This window comes from Acinetobacter brisouii CIP 110357, from assembly GCF_000488275.1.
GTDB classification, from domain to species: Bacteria; Pseudomonadota; Gammaproteobacteria; order Pseudomonadales; family Moraxellaceae; genus Acinetobacter; species Acinetobacter brisouii.
In genome coordinates this window covers 287,454-302,975 of record NZ_KI530762.1, presented here as the reverse complement: position 1 = coordinate 302,975, position 15,522 = coordinate 287,454, and the positions used below count along the sequence as shown (strand labels likewise).

The following is a 15,522-nucleotide window of genomic DNA, read 5'->3' as shown; positions in this document are numbered from 1 at the left end:
GCCTTATGAATAAAAATTAACCACGCTACGGCGTGGTTAATTTTTTAATTCGAAATAAGATCAAATTCAGCTATTGCTTGCAACTGGACAACTAGCGAAATTTCTGATGATTGGTTTTTCTCATACTATCAATCGCAGGAATTGCCTGCTCATGTGCCTGTTGCAAATTTCCAGCTTTAACCAAAGCCAAAGTTTGCGTGAGTTCCGTATTCAAACTATCGAGTGCTTTACGATATCCTAGAACCTCAGGGCTGGAATCAGGCTGACCAATCAATTTCATCGGAATAGACTGCTTGGCATCCAATACCGCCTTCTGCATGGCGATTAATGCGCTCAGCGCTTGCTGGGTATTTTGCGTCTCTTGAAATAACTCGTAATTATTTTCCAAAGTTTCCATATCCTGCCCCAAATCGGCAGCAAAAACTGACTGCACCGCGAGGCTCAAGGTGATAGCACCGATCATCTGCCCTATTCTTTTCACACAATATCTCCTTACTTGTTACTGAGGTCTTCAATCCGCAGATCTCATGATGCTACGGTCGCTATGCTGATTTTTACAGAATAAGCTTATCTGTTTTTTAAATTCGGATTAAAAACCCGCTGAGTCGATGCAGGATATTTTTGCAGTTTATTTTCTGGGCGAATCGGACGTCGTACCAGTTCACCGCCACAGTTTGGGCAGATAAAATTCAAAATCTGTTCACTACATAGCAAACAAAAAGTACATTCAAAAGAACAAATCAACACTTCCTTAGAATTCACGGCTAAATCGACATTACAACATTCACAGTTCGGGCGCAGCTCCAACATCATTATTTTTCCTTCAGTTTAAAGTAAGCGTAAATCGCTCTGCTGCTTGGCATGATTTAAACTTTCCTGCTGATAAAGCTGGTAATTTTCCTGATCAAAACACACAAAAATCACTTCTTCGACCTGTGTTGACGTTTTTAAAAAATCAATCACCGTGGCTAAGGCAATATTGACCGCACGCGCTTTGGGAAAGCCATACACACCTGTGGAAATATTGGGGAAAGCCACACTATGTAGCTGTTTGGACTCGGCCAACTCCAGACTATGACGATAGGCATTAGCAAGAAGCTGATCTTCATCATACATGCCATTGCGCCAGATCGGCCCAACTGTATGAATCACATACTGTGCAGGCAACAATCCTGCATGGGTAATCACTGCTTCACCAACGGCACAGCCACCCTGCCGAGCACGAATCTGCTGACATTCCTTTAAAATTTCAGCGCCGCCTTTGTGATGAATAGCACCATCGACTCCACCACCACCCAGCAGTGAAGTATTGGCGGCATTCACAATTGCATCGACCTTCAGCTCGGTAATATCACCGTGTATAATTCGGATTGTTTTCATTATGCCCTCCGCTTGATGCGCATTGATTCGATTTTAGCTCAAATCTTGCACTGCACTCGCTATAATGACAGCAGTCACTATAGATGAATCATTCCCGCTATGCTCAGTTTTAGCCAATTTTTTGCCTTTGCTCTGGTGTCCTTGCTGATGGTACTGACTCCAGGCCCGAACATGATTTACCTGATTTCACGTTCCATTTCACAAGGTCGGCTGGCAGGACTGATTTCACTGACAGGTGTGGCGTTGGGTTTCGTGTTTTATATGCTCTGTGCATCGTTTGGCATTACCTCATTTGTGGTTGCCATCCCATATGCCTACGATGCCATTCGGATTGCAGGTGCAGCTTATCTGCTGTATCTGGCTTACCATGCCTTTCGCTCTAAAACCAGCATTTTTGCAGTCAAATCATTAAATGATGATTCACCAAGCAAATTATTTCTGGTGGGCTTTCTGACTAATTTACTGAATCCTAAAATTGCGATGGTGTATCTATCGTTATTGCCTCAGTTTTTACATCCTGAGCAAGGGCATATTTTGACACAATCAGTTGGGCTGGGTTTGATTCAAATTGTGATTAGCCTGTCAGTAAATGCCCTGATTGTGCTTTCAGCAGCGCATATTGCCCGTTTTTTACAGCAGTACGCATCTTGGGCGCAGTTACAAAAATGGCTAATGGGCACCGTACTTTCAGCACTTGCCGTACGCATTTTATTGGAACAACGCCGTTAACCAGCCAGCATGTATTTATATCCATTGCGATAACTGTTGAATTTCGAAAATCAGTTCATGCTACACTGCACCCAGTTTTTTATTCAGTTTTTATCGCCATATGAGTAAACAGCAAGATTACATTCCTGGTCAATTTCAATGGTCTTTTCTACTGCCCAAATACTGGGGGGTGTGGATCGCTATTGTATTTCTTATGCTTCTTGCGATTTTACCGTGGGCAGTTCAGCGTCGTCTGGCACATGCTCTTGCCAATCTGGCATGGAAACACCTCAAATCTCGCCGCAAAACCACCATTCGCAATCTGGAAGTGTGTTTTCCTGAATGGTCACAGGCTGAAGTTGAGCAACATGCCAAACAAGTTTTTGTGGACATGATGCTTGGAACGTTTGAAACCTTAAATGCGTGGTATAAGCCACAGTGGTTTAAAGATCGCGTGACCATTGAAGGTCTGGAACATATTACCCATGCCCAGCAACAGGGTCAGGGAGTGCTGCTACTCGGAACTCATAGCACCCTGCTCGATGCAGGCGGATACATCTGTGCGCAGTACTTTGAACCGGATGTGGTCTATCGTCCGCAAAACAACCCGCTACTGGACATGCTGATTTACCGCTGTCGCGCCACGATTTATAAAAATCAAATTGACCATGATGACATGCGCGGTCTGATTCGTCATCTGAAAAATGGACGTGCCATCTGGTATAGCCCCGATCAGGATTTTGGTCTGAAACAAGGCGTCATGGCACCTTTCTTTGGTACACCTGCGGCAACAGTTACAGCGCACCGCCGTTTGTTAAAAATTTCCAAAGCTGCGGCAATTCCGCTGTATTTTTATCGTTATGGTGATGAAACCGATCCTCGTTATCATATTTTGATTGAGCCACCTGTTGACAACCTACCTTCTGACGATGAAGTCGATGATGCAACCCGTGTCAATAAAATTATTGAAAATCAGCTCCGTATCGCACCAACACAATATATGTGGTTTCATCGCCGTTTTAAAACCCGCCCTGAAGGCTACGACAAAATTTATTAAAATCAGGAATTCAGCATGAAAGTGATGCAGCTTCTTCCAGAATTAAACAGTGGTGGTGTAGAACGCGGGACATTAGAAATTGCACGTGCTTTGGTACAGCAAGGACACACTTCTTTGGTGGTGTCCAATGGCGGGCGATTGGTGCCTGAACTTGAAGCTGAAGGTTCAACTCATATTCAACTGCCGATTTATAAAAAAGCCTTGTCGAGTCTGTGGCAAATTCGCCCACTCAGAAAAATTATCGAGCAGCATCAGCCTGATATTGTCCATGTCCGCTCACGTGTACCTGCGTGGCTGACCCATTTTGCCCTGAAGGGTATTCCCGCATCACGCCGCCCGCATCTGGTCAGTACGGTGCATGGCTTTTATTCGGTCAACCGCTACAGTGCCATTATGACGCATGCCGAAAAAGTGATTGCGGTATCGGACAGTGTCGTTGAGTACATTCGACAAAATTATCCAACATGCCCGCCACAGGATATTGTGCGGATTTATCGTGGGATTGATCCCAAAGCTTTTCCTCACGGCTATCAGCCCACTGCGCAATGGCTGAATCAGGTTTATAATGACTACCCTCAGCTCGAAAACAAGTTTCTGCTGTGTCTGCCTGGACGGATTACCCGTTTGAAAGGACATGAAACTCTGATTCAGCTCATGAGCCAGTTAAAGCAGCAATATCCACAGGTTCATGCCTTGGTGGTGGGTGGAGCAGATGCCAAGAAGCAAGCCTATTTGGATGAATTGCAAAATAGCGTGCAACAACACGGTTTAACCGAACATATCACCTTTGTGGGGCATCGTTCTGATATTCGTGAATGGCTGGCACTCAGTGATGTGGTGCTGTCACTTTCTAATCAGGCAGAAACCTTTGGACGCACAGCACTTGAGGCACTTTCGGTAGGTACACCAGTCATTGGCTGGAAGCGTGGTGGTGTCGCGGAAATTCTGTCGCAGGTCTATCCTCAAGGACTGATCGAAGTCGATGATCAGGTAAGTTTACTGCGCAACATTCAACAACATATTGAACATCCCGTGACGGTTGCCCCTGTGACGCAGTTCAGTTTGCAGGATATGTGTCAAAATACGCTTGCCTTGTATCAGCAATTGCTACAACGCAAATAAATCAAAACCCGAACTAGATAGAACATCCAGTTCGGGTTAATTGAGGTTGTGTTTTCAGATCTTATTATTGTTTTTATTGTGTCTATCCATGTTGCCATCATGCCATTGATGTTATCCACTCAGCACGTCTTCCATACGGGATGCTCCATTCCCATTCTTCCTTGTGCCGATGAACCTAGAATAAAATGAAATCCTAAAGCTGCATAGCGGATATCTACTGTACAGAATGTACGCATATGCTTACATTAACCAAGCAAGTGTTATACTTTTTCAAATTAAGGTGATATTTATTTGATCTAAAATTGTGACTGCTTTTTTATTGCTTACTCCACACAGAATCGAGGTGAAGTTTGCTTAATTATTCAACAATTTTTTCTGCTTAAAAACTCAACATCCGAGCAAAAACAACACCTTGAAAAACCCCCGTTAAATTTAAGCTATGTTTTTAATTTTTATAATATAAGTAGCTAAAACCGTCTTTATTAGTTTTGTATGTATCATAAACAAGTTATTTCACTCAAAAATCTTCCTGTTTGACTTATGTAGCGCTTGCAGTTGGGGAGACTTTTGATACACTCAAAACCCTTTTATTTTTTATGACAATACCGAGGCACAATGACATGAAAGTAGGTCTGGTCGGTTGGCGTGGGATGGTTGGTTCTGTCCTTATGCAACGTATGGTTGAAGAGAATGACTTTGCACATTTTGAGCCATTCTATTTTTCTACCAGTAATGCAGGTGGTGAAGCTCCTGCTTTTGGTGGTAAGACTGCCCCAGCACTTATGGATGCATCAGATATTAAGAGTCTGAAGCAAATGGATGTCATTATTACCTGCCAAGGTGGTGACTATACTTCTGAGATTTTCCCGAAAATTAAAGCGGAAGGCTGGAACGGTTACTGGATCGATGCCGCATCGACACTCCGTATGGACGATGAAGCAATCATCGTGCTTGATCCAGTGAATATGAATGTCATTAAAGAAGGTCTAGTCAAAGGCACTAAAACTTTCGTGGGCGGTAACTGTACCGTTTCATTGATGTTGATGGGCTTAGGTGGTCTCTTCCAAAATAATTTGGTGGAATGGGCAACTTCCATGACTTATCAGGCAGCATCAGGTGCTGGCGCGCAAAACATGCGTGAACTGATTACAGGTATGGGTTATTTGTATAACAACACCAAAGATTTGTTGGATGATCCTAAATCTGCGATTTTAGACATCGACTCTAAAATTGCTGAATTGCAACGTGGCGAAGGCTTCCCTTCTGCAAACTTTGGCGTACCTTTGGCAGGCTCATTAATTCCTTACATCGACAAGCAACTGGAAAGTGGTCAGTCTAAGGAAGAATGGAAAGGTCAGGTTGAAACCAACAAGATCCTAGGCAATCAGCAAATCGTACCAATCGATGGGCACTGTGTGCGTATCGGTGCAATGCGTTGCCACTCTCAAGCATTGACTTTAAAATTGAAAAAAGATGCACCGCTAAATGAAATTGAGGACATGATTCGCCAATCTAACCAATGGGCAAAAGTCATTCCAAATACTCGCGAAGCATCTATGACTGACCTGACACCTGTTGCTGTTACTGGCACATTAAGTGTTCCTGTTGGTCGTCTACGTAAACTCAATATGGGTAAAGAGTATCTTGGTGCGTTCACCGTGGGCGATCAGTTACTTTGGGGTGCTGCAGAACCACTACGCCGCATGCTCCGCATCTTGATTGACTATAAAAATGCATAATTTTGAATTTTAAATTGAAAAGCCGATCTGAAAAGATCGGCTTTTTAACATCTTTAAAATTTACAATTCATTTACATACAGCTACATTATAGTTAAAACAATCAACAGTTCCATTTTGTGGATGAAAATGACTGCATATAACAAACTCGCTTCAGCACTGATTTTATGTTTTGCTGCACACAGTAGCTATGCATTAACTTTTAACGCTGCCCAAATTGAATCAACTCAAGGGCAATTGTTATATGTCGAAATTCCTTATACAAATGCCAGCAATAATGCTGCAATTCAAGCAGGCTTAGCTGACCCTGATGATCTGATCCGTATGGGAGCTAGCCAACAGGATGTAAGCGGATTAAATTTCTTTGTACGTCGTACGGGAGCAAGTAGTGGCGTGATTGTCATCACTTCATCCCAGCCCATGAACAATAAAAATATTAACCTGATTGTCAAAGTCCAAGATGCCGATGGGGCACACTTACAACAAATTCAAAAAAATCTGGGTGGCAATAATCCCCCTAAAGCACTCATGGCCAAAGCAAACCCGATCAAAGCTTCGACTCAAGAGCAAGTTCTAGTTCCAAAACAGATTGTCAGTGAAAAAGATATTGCACTTAACTTACCTGAGAGCAGACGTTATACAACAACAGTTGCTCCAGCAAACAATCCACCAACACCTAGTAATCTGTTAGCCATCAGTGTTGCTGCGCCACCAAAGCTAACCACGGCAACACCAACCAACCAACCCAGCATAACAACAAAACCGACAACAACGACCGCTACTCCAGTCAAACCAGCAATAACTCCTGCTGCACCTGCCAAGCCTGTAACAACAGTTGCCGCAATTGGATCTATGCCTCAGCCACTGCAAAAGCACAGCCAGCCACAAGCTACACCAGCAACAGCTCAAACATCGGTAGAGACCAAAAAACCAATACCTGTTGCACACCGAGCTCCAGCAAAACCTGCACCTGTTGCTACACCTAAAGAAACAGCGAAAAACAATCACTATGTGGTACAGCGTCAGGATTCCTTATGGAGTATTGCAGCACGGATTTCCGAGCAAACTCATCAGCCGATTGGCGAAGTGATGAAACATATTAAAGCGCTGAATGAACATGCCTTTGTTGGTGGAAATATCAATCGCTTAAGAGCAGGAACCAACCTGAATCTAAGCAGTGCTCCTCTCCCTGCTACCCGTACAGCAAAAACAACAAAACCAACCTCAGCAGGGAAATATGCGACGAAATATCGCCTAGACCAAGCAGAAATGAGACTCGTGACCGAAAATACAGATACATCTTCGAGTAAAATGGGAGGTAATAGTCACAATGCTCAGAAAACTGCGCCTGAATTATCATTAAAAGTTATGACAACTCGTAAAAAAACCGTTACATTACAAAAAAATGTAGTTCAATTGGATTTGGCTCTGCAACAAAAAGACCATCAAATTCAATTATTAAATGCTCGACTTGCGCAATTACAGCAACAGTTGCAACAGCAACAAAAAGCCAACAAGCCAAGTCATTAATGAGAACTGTTTTAGCCTGAATACATTGTTGCGAATGCAAGGATAAAAAAATGTTGCTATACATCATTCCATTTGTTCTATTACTCGTTGTAGCCATTGTGCTCAAAAAACGAGGCTCGGGGCAACAAGACACTGATTCTAGTCGATCAAAAAGAAAATTTGAGTCGAAAAAGAAAGTACGTTCTGGCACAGCAGCGCCTGAGGTCACTGACACTCAGAACACAATTTCTGCTGAAGCGAAGCCTAAAGAACTCGACCCTGACTTACGTCGTCAAATTGAAAACCTGATCCGTGAGAAAAATTTCAATACGGCTGAAGCAATCATTAATCAGGCTCTAAATGCAGACCATGAGCAACACAGTTTATATTTATTATTGTTGCAGATTCATATTGAGCAAAATGATCAGTTCTCTATCAATCAATTAATGGCACATCTTCGTGCATTAAATTTATATGACATTATTGCTGAGGCAGAAAATCGCCTGACAGAAAAAAAAGAGCCCGTAAAGCCCGATACCATCCAGCACACACCTATTCAGCTTCCAGATGAAGCGCCTGTTACGACTGTAGTTGAACCTGAAAAACCAGCAGCTCCACAAGTCAAAGCGGTTGATTTTGATTTACTTAAAAATGATTTAAGCGATGAAGCACACAGCGAACCTGAACCGGCACATAGTGGTTTGTCTTTTGAGAAATTAGAAGAAGAATTACACAGTGTATCCACATCTGCTCAGGAAACAGCACCCGCTTCAAAAGTAGAAGAACACAAGCCTCTTGAATTTAACCTTGAAGGCTTTAGCAAGACCGAAATTGATGAACCAGAACCAGCAGAAGCCAAGCATGTTCACCTATCTGTTGAACCACGTGCAATAGAAAGCAAAGGCCCCGAACATTTTGCCAAGAAAGTTGATTTTGGTAAAAAAGAGGATGTCATTCCTGGCGTTGCCAAAACAGAACATCATGATGCAGTCTTCCAGCATCACCATGAAACAACCCATAAAACTCAAATTGAACCTGTACATGTAGAAGAAGAAGCACAGGAAGCACCTGCTCTCGAGTTTAAATTTGATCTGACTGAACCTGCTATTCCCCAAGAAAAACAGCCAGAGCCAGAAGTTGAGCCAATTCAACAGGCTGATATCGCATTTAACTTTGAAACAGTCAGTACTGAAGCTCAAGCCGAACCACAGCCTGTAGTAGAAACACAGGAACTGGTGTTTAGCTTTGACAAGCCAAATGCTCAACCAGAAATTGAACCTGAAACAGTCATAGCGCCTGCTCCTACAGTTGAAGTTGCAGCAGAACCTCTGTCTATCACCAGTTTTGACAGCCTGCCAAACGCTATAGAATCAACTGTTGCACCTGTAAAAGAACCTGTTCCAGAAACAAAAGCTCCTGCTGATTATGTGGTTCAACAATTCCCAGAGCTGGCTGCACTCAGTGATACCAAGCTCAACTTATCACTTGCAGAACAGTATATTCGTTTAGGTGCATTTAGCTCGGCGCGGGCTTTATTAGAAGATTCACAAGTGCAATATCATGCTGATGAATTAGATCGCGCCAAATATTTATTAAATCAAATAGCATCTTAAAGCAGTTCGTTTTACCATAAGCAGTCGAATTCGGCTGCTTTTTTTATCATGTCTAAAATTGCTTTAATTTATATGGGTGGAACATTCGGCTGTGTAGGTGAACCCTTAAGCCCAATGCCAGAACATGACTTTTTACCTTGCCTGCATGGCTATTTGCCAGAAAATTTGGCAATTGAATGCTTTGCTGCTCCTGTCATTAAGGACAGTAGTGCCTATACAGCAGTAGACTGGCTCAAACTGGTACAGTTTATTCAACAATTACAACTACAAGGCTTCCAGCATTTTGTCGTGATTCACGGCACAGATACTTTAAGTTATGCCAGTGCAGTGTTGGCACGTATGCTGGCTAAATCTTGCCATGTGATTATTACAGGCAGTCAATTTCCGTTACTCACGGTAGATGGCTCAACGATTCGTGAACAGACCGATGCCCGAGACAACCTGTGGTTTGCACTCGATCATATTTTGAGTGTTGATACAGGCGTATATCTAGCATTCTATCAACAACTGTTTCATGGTCGTACAGCACTCAAGGCTCATACCACTGAACTCAATGCTTTCCAGGGTATTCCATCAACACAAGCAATCATGCAACAGCAGCAGGTCACAGTCGTTACCGATGCGATGCTACAACGTGCGCAAAAGCTCAATATTCTGAACTGGATGATGCAGCCGATTGGATTGGAACAGCTTGAAAATAATCTTCAGCATGTCCTTAGACATGCACCTGACTTTTTAATTTTACAAGGCTTTGGAACTGGGAACTTGGTAACCAATTCCGCCATTATTGAACTCTTTCAACAACTCAAACAAAATAACTGTTTACCTGTACTGACTACACAAGTCACTGCAGGAGGTATTGATCAGCGCTATGCCGTCAGTGCATGGGTCAAAGAAGCGCAGATCGCAGTGTCTGATTGTCTAGGTCATGCTGATCTTTATGCCAAATTGCTAGCGCTTTATTTGCAGCATGAACGGGCAAATGACTGGTTGAAGCACTGGCATGAATAATACAGAAATGACTCCACAACGCTATGCGATTGGTATTGAATTTTGTGGCACAGCTTATCGGGGTTGGCAAACACAACAAGCAGGCGTTGCCAGTGTGCAAGAAACCCTTGAGCGTGTCTTAAGTAAAATCGCAAATCACCCTGTTATTGTACACGGTGCTGGACGTACTGATGCAGGTGTACATGCGACCAATATGGTGGCGCATTTTGACAGTACTGCGGATCGTGCTGATCGTGGTTGGATTATGGGGGCAAATAGTCAGCTTCCCAAAGACATCTCGATTCAGTGGATTAAACGCATGGATTCAGACTTTCATGCACGATTCAAGGCAATTGCCCGCCGTTATCGCTATGTGGTGTATAACGCCCCTCGTCGTCCCGCATTACTACACAAGCAAGTAACGCATATTCACCAATCTCTGAATGTTGCCAAAATGATCGAGGCAGCACAAAAGTTTGAAGGAACACATAACTTTGAAACTTTTCGCGCTGCGGCCTGTCAATCCAATCAGCCTGTGCGGCATGTCAAACATTGTCGCCTGACACAGCATGGTGCTTTTCTGATTCTGGATATTCAGGCAGATGGTTTCTTGCATCATATGGTACGCAACATTATGGGTTGCTTACTGGAAATTGGGCAAGAGCTCTACCCTGTGGAACACATCGATGTGATGTTCGCTGCAGAAGACCGCAAAGCTGCGGGCATTACCGCCCCTGCGGATGGTTTGTATTTTATTCAGGCGTATTATCCAGAGCAATTTGATTTACCCAAAGTTGCGTTAGGCCCTCAATGGCTCAACTGGGCAGAGTGACCGCGTTCAGTCACTCTGTTTACGTTTGCGGTATTCAATCGGGGTTTCATTGGTCCAGCGCTTAAATGCCCGATAAAATGTACTTGGCTCGGCAAAACCTGTCAGGTATACAATTTTCTCAATGCTTTCATGCGTATTTGCCAATAGTTTCTTCGCAAGCCGACAGCGATAAGCTGATAAGATCTGCTGAAAACTGGTTTGTGCATCATTCAGCAAGGTTCGCAAACGGCGTGGTGTAATTTGTAACTGTGCAGCCACACTTTCGAGTGTGGTTTCCCCTTGCTCTAAAGTTGCACCAATGGCACGGCGCACTTCATCTACCAGATCGTAGCGCGCCAATTCCTGTAATTTCTCATTTGCCAGTTGTTCATGCAGTTGTAACAAATCAGGATCGGCTTGCCATAGCGGATGTTTTAAAATCGCAGGATCAAAATACAGTCGGGTTTCTTTTTGCCCAAGGCTGACAGGACATTCATAGACCCGAAAATATTCTTCTGGCGCAGCCCCTTCCTGAAAATCAAAATCAATAAAAATCGGTTGAAACTGCCCTTCGGTTAAGAACTTGAAAAAGCGTAAAACCCCAGACATAGCACACTCAGAAAAATGCCGATTCAGCAGCCGATTGGGGCGAGCTTGCGTTCCATTGGTTAAATAGCAACGTCCATTTTCACAGACCAATTGTGCTTGAAAAGCATCACTAATTAAACGTTGATAGGCCAGCGCGCGTTGTAACCCTTCACCAAAATTTTCGCTACTCATAAACAGATGTTCAATCACTTGCCCACGGTAGAGTGGTAAATGCTCACCCAGATGCAACCCGATATCAGGGTCTTGGCTCACTTGTTCAGCAGCAAGCCAAAATGCATTTTGTGCACTGACTGGCGTACGCTGATTGGTTTCTAACTGGCTCATGGCAACACCAGCCTGTGTCAGAATTTGCTCTGTTGACAATCCTGCCCGCCTTAATGCCTGATAACCAAGTCGCAATACCACTGAAGCATCCGTTTGCTGACCCACACTTTCACCTTATTTTTATTCCTGTATCGCCAGATTCAGGGTACTGAGGATTGACCAAACTGACAACAAGCCTGCCCTATTTTTCAGGGGAAAAGTGTAGACGCATGATTCACTTTTATTACTTTTAACTTTGTTGCTTTTAGCTACGCTTTATTTGCCTTTATATTGTTTTATTACTTAAATTTGTCTATAATTTGCCCCTTGTTATTTTATTCTTTTAGGTAGGCTATGGCCAATAAAGAGGAACTAATTGAGTTCGAAGGCGTTGTCACCGAAACGCTTCCTAATACCATGTTCCGTGTGCGTTTAGAGAACGGTCATGAAGTGATTGCTCATATTTCAGGCAAAATGCGTAAGCATTACATCCGTATTTTAACGGGTGACCATGTTAAAGTTGAAATGACTCCATATGATTTGACCAAAGGTCGCATCACTTACCGTGCACGTTAAGTATTAGCTGAAGCAAAAAAGCCACAACAATGTGGCTTTTTTTATATGGATTTTTAAAGACAATATTTTGGATTGTGAAAGCAGTTCGATGAATAAACTACCTTTAACTTGTTAAACACCGCTATATTGCAAGCCAAGCTACGACGATGAATCAACGATTCTAGTCTAAGGATGAGGTTTTACAGCCAATTGTCTTGCACTCGCGTAGACGCTCTCGTAACCATGAATTACGTTCCTGAGTTTTATGTAGCTGGCATACGGTATAAATCACCGTTCCGACATTGGACTCACCCGAACAGCTTTGATCACGATTTTTGATCCAAACCAGCTGTGAATGTTTTAAAATACTTTTTTGCTGAGTACTGAGTTTACTCTGCAATTCCTGATAATTCTTGTTTAACTCATTATCTGCATTCACATACATTTTATTATTACAATGCACTGCATCATAACTATTACGCACGTGATCACAATTGTCGGCATGTGCCGCCCATGACAAGCCTGTGAGTAAAACGCCTAAAGCCAGTTTAGTTTTCATGATTTTCCCTTCACTTTGTTATATAAACTCTAATTTTTTTATCTTTTGAATCGCAAAAAAAGCGCAATCCGAAAGATCACGCTTTTTATTTTTAAATTTATAAGCTTAAGCTAAAACAGCAACAACTGCTTCACCCATTGCTTTTGTACCGACTTTATTCATACCTTCGGACATAATATCTGCTGTACGCAAGCCTTGATCCAGAACTTGACCCACCGCATCTTCAATTGCTTTTGCTGCCGCTTCTTCACGGAAGGTATAACGCAACATCATCGCAACTGAAAGAATGGTTGCTAATGGGTTAGCCAAATCTTTGCCTGCGATATCAGGTGCTGAACCATGACATGGTTCGTACATGCCTTTACCATTTTCATCTAATGATGCAGATGGCAACATGCCAATAGAACCTGTCAACATTGCCGCTTCATCAGACAAGATATCACCAAACAGGTTGCCTGTTACAATCACATCAAACTGTTTTGGTGCACGTACCAATTGCATCGCAGCATTATCAACATACATGTGTGAAAGCTGGATTTCTGGGTATTCTGCTTCTTTAAGGGCTGTCACCGTTTGCTTCCAAAGCTCAGTTACTTCAAGGACATTGGCTTTATCAACAGAACAAACTTTACCACCACGCAAGTTCGCTAATTCAAAAGCAACTTTTGCGATACGTTTGATTTCAGATTCTGAATAAACGTCAGTGTTGTAACCTTGTTTTTCACCATTTTCCAGTTCACGAATCCCACGTGGTTGACCAAAATAGATCCCACCTGTCAATTCTCGAACAATCAAAATATCTAAGCCTGCCACGATTTCAGGTTTCAAGCTTGAAGCACCTGCCAATTGTGGATACAAAATTGCTGGACGCAAGTTTGCAAATAGGTTCAGTTCACTACGGATTTTCAGCAAGCCACGTTCTGGGCGAATTGAACGTTCAATGCTGTCCCATTTTGGCCCGCCAACTGCGCCAAGTAAAATGGCATCGGCTTTTTGTGCCTGAGCGCTGGTTACAGCTGGGTACGGTTCACCGTGTGCATCAATCGCGGCACCACCAAGCAAGCCATGTTCCCAAGTTAAACCCAAATTGAATTTTGTATTGACTGTTTTGAGTACAGTTTCTGCTGCTGCGACAATCTCAGGTCCGATCCCATCGCCCGCTAAAATTAAAATATGTTTAGACATACACTATTCCATTTATTCCCACGACTGTAGTTTTTTAAACAGCCCAGTTAAAATTTTTGTTCAACAAATTCGCCTAAACCTGTCAGCACATTGTAGGGCTTACAAAAACGGCGAATTGGATGTTGATCTTGTAATAACACCACACATAACGGATCGGGTGCTGACACATTCAGCAAACTCCCGGCTTGTTTGGTGCGGTTTCGGTACATCTTGAAGGTGTAGCTTGTGTTTGGTTTAAAATGATGAATTACACTGATTCGCTCTGCACGATCCATTGAAATTGGATAAAAGCGAATGACCACTTCATGCTGTCGATCAGGTACGGTTAAAAACAAGGCATTGTTGTAGCCTGTCGTTTTAGTATTTAAACGTACATAGCCTTTTTTAATGGCTTCGTAATTCACCAAATGTGTGGTGTCATCCACAATTTGAATGCTATCAAAACGTTCAAATTCACAATTGACTGTTCCTGTACAGTACAATTTGACATTGGCAGGTCGTTGCTCAGGGGCAATAAACTTGATTGCCATCGTATCGACCGCCCGATGCGTATGTTGACATGCACTCAGCAACACCGCACAAAACCCCCAAAAAGCACTTCGACCGATGTTTTTTAGCATTTGAATGGCCCAACCTTTTTGCCGATCAGCAGATTGAATTACATAAAATAATTCGATATGTTAGCAATAGTTGAGCCTTCGCGCCATGCTTCATGTCACGACTTAGCCGTGTAAATCTTGAAAAACCCAAGGACGAGCCTGTTTGGTTTTCGCTTCATATTCACGGATCAAGTCAGCATCTTGTAAAGTCAAACCAATATCATCCAAACCATTTAACAAACAGTGCTTGCGGAATGGGTCAATTTCAAAAGCAAATGCCTGACCTGACGGCGTACGCACTTCTTGTGCTGCCAAATCAACAGTCAACTGATAACCTTCTGTTGCTGCACATTCTTTGAAAAGTTGATCAACAGTTTCTTCAGGCAAAATGACGGGTAACATGCCATTTTTAAAGCAGTTATTGAAAAAAATGTCAGCAAAGCTTGGTGCAATCACGGTACGGAAACCATATTCGCTCAATGCCCAAGGTGCATGTTCACGACTTGAACCACAACCGAAGTTAGTACGCGCAATTAAAATGCTCGCACCTTGATAACGTGGCTGGTTCAATACAAAGTCTGGGTTTTTAGGGCGTTTGCTGATGTCTTGTCCCAAATAACCTTCATCTAAATAACGAAGCTCATCGAACAAGTTGTCACCAAATCCTGTACGTTTAATCGATTTCAAAAACTGTTTTGGAATGATCAAGTCGGTATCGACATTGGCACGGTCTAAAGGTGCAACGATACCTTGTTCAACTGTATACGCTTTCATATGCGACTCCT

Annotated in this window: 17 protein-coding genes; 9 read left to right on the top strand and 8 right to left on the bottom strand. The window is 42.9% G+C overall.

The annotated features are described in order from the left end of the window. Window positions 1–91: 91 nt before the first annotated feature. From P255_RS01395 to P255_RS01385, 3 genes are all read right to left on the bottom strand, one after another. Window positions 92–481 (bottom strand): cytochrome b562, encoded by a 390-nt coding sequence (locus tag P255_RS01395; RefSeq protein WP_004899301.1) that lies wholly within the window; start codon window positions 479–481, stop codon window positions 92–94. Between the two features lie 86 nt (window positions 482–567). Further along, the gene (locus P255_RS01390) at window positions 568–813 is read right to left on the bottom strand and encodes a DUF1272 domain-containing protein (protein WP_004899299.1); all 246 of its coding nucleotides are present in this window, start codon (window positions 811–813) and stop codon (window positions 568–570) included. Between the two features lie 15 nt (window positions 814–828). After that, the gene (locus P255_RS01385; protein ID WP_004899296.1) at window positions 829–1,380 is read right to left on the bottom strand and encodes an O-acetyl-ADP-ribose deacetylase; all 552 of its coding nucleotides are present in this window, start codon (window positions 1,378–1,380) and stop codon (window positions 829–831) included. A 99-nt stretch (window positions 1,381–1,479) separates the two neighbouring features. On the opposite strand from P255_RS01385, the gene P255_RS01380 reads away from it, so the two are divergent. From P255_RS01380 to truA, 8 genes are all read left to right on the top strand, one after another. Further along, window positions 1,480–2,109 carry a LysE family translocator gene (locus P255_RS01380; protein ID WP_004899293.1) on the top strand — a complete coding sequence of 210 codons (630 nt, stop codon included), beginning with the start codon at window positions 1,480–1,482 and terminating at the stop codon, window positions 2,107–2,109. 100 nt (window positions 2,110–2,209) lie between these two features. Beyond that, entirely contained in the window at window positions 2,210–3,145 is a 936-nt protein-coding gene (gene lpxL / locus P255_RS01375; protein ID WP_004899291.1) for an LpxL/LpxP family Kdo(2)-lipid IV(A) lauroyl/palmitoleoyl acyltransferase, read from the top strand. Window positions 3,146–3,160: 15 nt separating this feature from the next. Continuing rightward, entirely contained in the window at window positions 3,161–4,267 is a 1,107-nt protein-coding gene (locus P255_RS01370) for a glycosyltransferase family 4 protein (protein ID WP_004899288.1), read from the top strand. A gap of 620 nt (window positions 4,268–4,887) precedes the next feature. Continuing rightward, window positions 4,888–6,006 carry an aspartate-semialdehyde dehydrogenase gene (gene asd / locus P255_RS01365; RefSeq protein ID WP_004899286.1) on the top strand — a complete coding sequence of 373 codons (1,119 nt, stop codon included), beginning with the start codon at window positions 4,888–4,890 and terminating at the stop codon, window positions 6,004–6,006. A gap of 127 nt (window positions 6,007–6,133) precedes the next feature. Beyond that, window positions 6,134–7,534 carry a FimV/HubP-related protein gene (locus P255_RS01360; RefSeq protein WP_004899284.1) on the top strand — a complete coding sequence of 467 codons (1,401 nt, stop codon included), beginning with the start codon at window positions 6,134–6,136 and terminating at the stop codon, window positions 7,532–7,534. A gap of 50 nt (window positions 7,535–7,584) precedes the next feature. Next, the gene (locus P255_RS01355) at window positions 7,585–9,126 is read left to right on the top strand and encodes a T4P machinery localization factor FimV (RefSeq protein WP_004899282.1); all 1,542 of its coding nucleotides are present in this window, start codon (window positions 7,585–7,587) and stop codon (window positions 9,124–9,126) included. A gap of 48 nt (window positions 9,127–9,174) precedes the next feature. Beyond that, a complete protein-coding gene (locus P255_RS01350; RefSeq protein ID WP_004899281.1) occupies window positions 9,175–10,137 on the top strand; it encodes an asparaginase domain-containing protein in 963 nt (320 codons plus the stop codon). 7 nt (window positions 10,138–10,144) lie between these two features. After that, window positions 10,145–10,948 (top strand): tRNA pseudouridine(38-40) synthase TruA, encoded by an 804-nt coding sequence (truA, locus tag P255_RS01345; protein ID WP_171063617.1) that lies wholly within the window; start codon window positions 10,145–10,147, stop codon window positions 10,946–10,948. 6 nt (window positions 10,949–10,954) lie between these two features. Here truA and P255_RS01340 read toward each other — a convergent pair whose 3' ends face one another. Next, complete coding sequence (locus P255_RS01340; protein WP_004899276.1) at window positions 10,955–11,965, bottom strand: AraC family transcriptional regulator; 1,011 nt, start codon at window positions 11,963–11,965, stop codon at window positions 10,955–10,957. A 228-nt stretch (window positions 11,966–12,193) separates the two neighbouring features. On the opposite strand from P255_RS01340, the gene infA reads away from it, so the two are divergent. After that, on the top strand, window positions 12,194–12,415 hold the full coding sequence (gene infA, locus P255_RS01335; RefSeq protein ID WP_004754324.1) for a translation initiation factor IF-1: 222 nt from the start codon (window positions 12,194–12,196) through the stop codon (window positions 12,413–12,415). Between the two features lie 160 nt (window positions 12,416–12,575). Here infA and P255_RS01330 read toward each other — a convergent pair whose 3' ends face one another. The 4 genes from P255_RS01330 to leuD all read right to left on the bottom strand — a co-directional run bounded on the left by P255_RS01330 (window position 12,576) and on the right by leuD (window position 15,511). Then, window positions 12,576–12,953, bottom strand: a complete 378-nt coding sequence (locus tag P255_RS01330) for a lysozyme inhibitor LprI family protein (RefSeq protein WP_004899272.1) — start codon at window positions 12,951–12,953, stop codon at window positions 12,576–12,578. A gap of 105 nt (window positions 12,954–13,058) precedes the next feature. Next, on the bottom strand, window positions 13,059–14,138 hold the full coding sequence (gene leuB, locus P255_RS01325; protein ID WP_004899269.1) for a 3-isopropylmalate dehydrogenase: 1,080 nt from the start codon (window positions 14,136–14,138) through the stop codon (window positions 13,059–13,061). A gap of 47 nt (window positions 14,139–14,185) precedes the next feature. After that, on the bottom strand, window positions 14,186–14,758 hold the full coding sequence (locus tag P255_RS01320; protein WP_004899267.1) for a hypothetical protein: 573 nt from the start codon (window positions 14,756–14,758) through the stop codon (window positions 14,186–14,188). A 102-nt stretch (window positions 14,759–14,860) separates the two neighbouring features. Continuing rightward, window positions 14,861–15,511 carry a 3-isopropylmalate dehydratase small subunit gene (leuD, locus tag P255_RS01315; RefSeq protein WP_004899265.1) on the bottom strand — a complete coding sequence of 217 codons (651 nt, stop codon included), beginning with the start codon at window positions 15,509–15,511 and terminating at the stop codon, window positions 14,861–14,863. Between the last annotated feature and the right edge of the window lie 11 nt (window positions 15,512–15,522).

Excerpts from the sequence above, each read along its gene's own strand:
- P255_RS01390 (WP_004899299.1), bottom strand. The coding sequence starts at position 813 with ATGATGTTGGAGCTGCGCCCGAACTGTGAATGTTGTAATGTCGATTTA.
- P255_RS01385 (WP_004899296.1), bottom strand. The coding sequence starts at position 1,380 with ATGAAAACAATCCGAATTATACACGGTGATATTACCGAGCTGAAGGTC.
- P255_RS01380 (WP_004899293.1), top strand. The coding sequence starts at position 1,480 with ATGCTCAGTTTTAGCCAATTTTTTGCCTTTGCTCTGGTGTCCTTGCTG.
- lpxL (WP_004899291.1), top strand. The coding sequence starts at position 2,210 with ATGAGTAAACAGCAAGATTACATTCCTGGTCAATTTCAATGGTCTTTT.
- P255_RS01370 (WP_004899288.1), top strand. The coding sequence starts at position 3,161 with ATGAAAGTGATGCAGCTTCTTCCAGAATTAAACAGTGGTGGTGTAGAA.
- asd (WP_004899286.1), top strand. The coding sequence starts at position 4,888 with ATGAAAGTAGGTCTGGTCGGTTGGCGTGGGATGGTTGGTTCTGTCCTT.
- P255_RS01360 (WP_004899284.1), top strand. The coding sequence starts at position 6,134 with ATGACTGCATATAACAAACTCGCTTCAGCACTGATTTTATGTTTTGCT.
- P255_RS01355 (WP_004899282.1), top strand. The coding sequence starts at position 7,585 with ATGTTGCTATACATCATTCCATTTGTTCTATTACTCGTTGTAGCCATT.
- P255_RS01350 (WP_004899281.1), top strand. The coding sequence starts at position 9,175 with ATGTCTAAAATTGCTTTAATTTATATGGGTGGAACATTCGGCTGTGTA.
- truA (WP_171063617.1), top strand. The coding sequence starts at position 10,145 with ATGACTCCACAACGCTATGCGATTGGTATTGAATTTTGTGGCACAGCT.
- infA (WP_004754324.1), top strand. The coding sequence starts at position 12,194 with ATGGCCAATAAAGAGGAACTAATTGAGTTCGAAGGCGTTGTCACCGAA.
- P255_RS01330 (WP_004899272.1), bottom strand. The coding sequence starts at position 12,953 with ATGAAAACTAAACTGGCTTTAGGCGTTTTACTCACAGGCTTGTCATGG.
- leuB (WP_004899269.1), bottom strand. The coding sequence starts at position 14,138 with ATGTCTAAACATATTTTAATTTTAGCGGGCGATGGGATCGGACCTGAG.
- P255_RS01320 (WP_004899267.1), bottom strand. The coding sequence starts at position 14,758 with ATGCTAAAAAACATCGGTCGAAGTGCTTTTTGGGGGTTTTGTGCGGTG.
- leuD (WP_004899265.1), bottom strand. The coding sequence starts at position 15,511 with ATGAAAGCGTATACAGTTGAACAAGGTATCGTTGCACCTTTAGACCGT.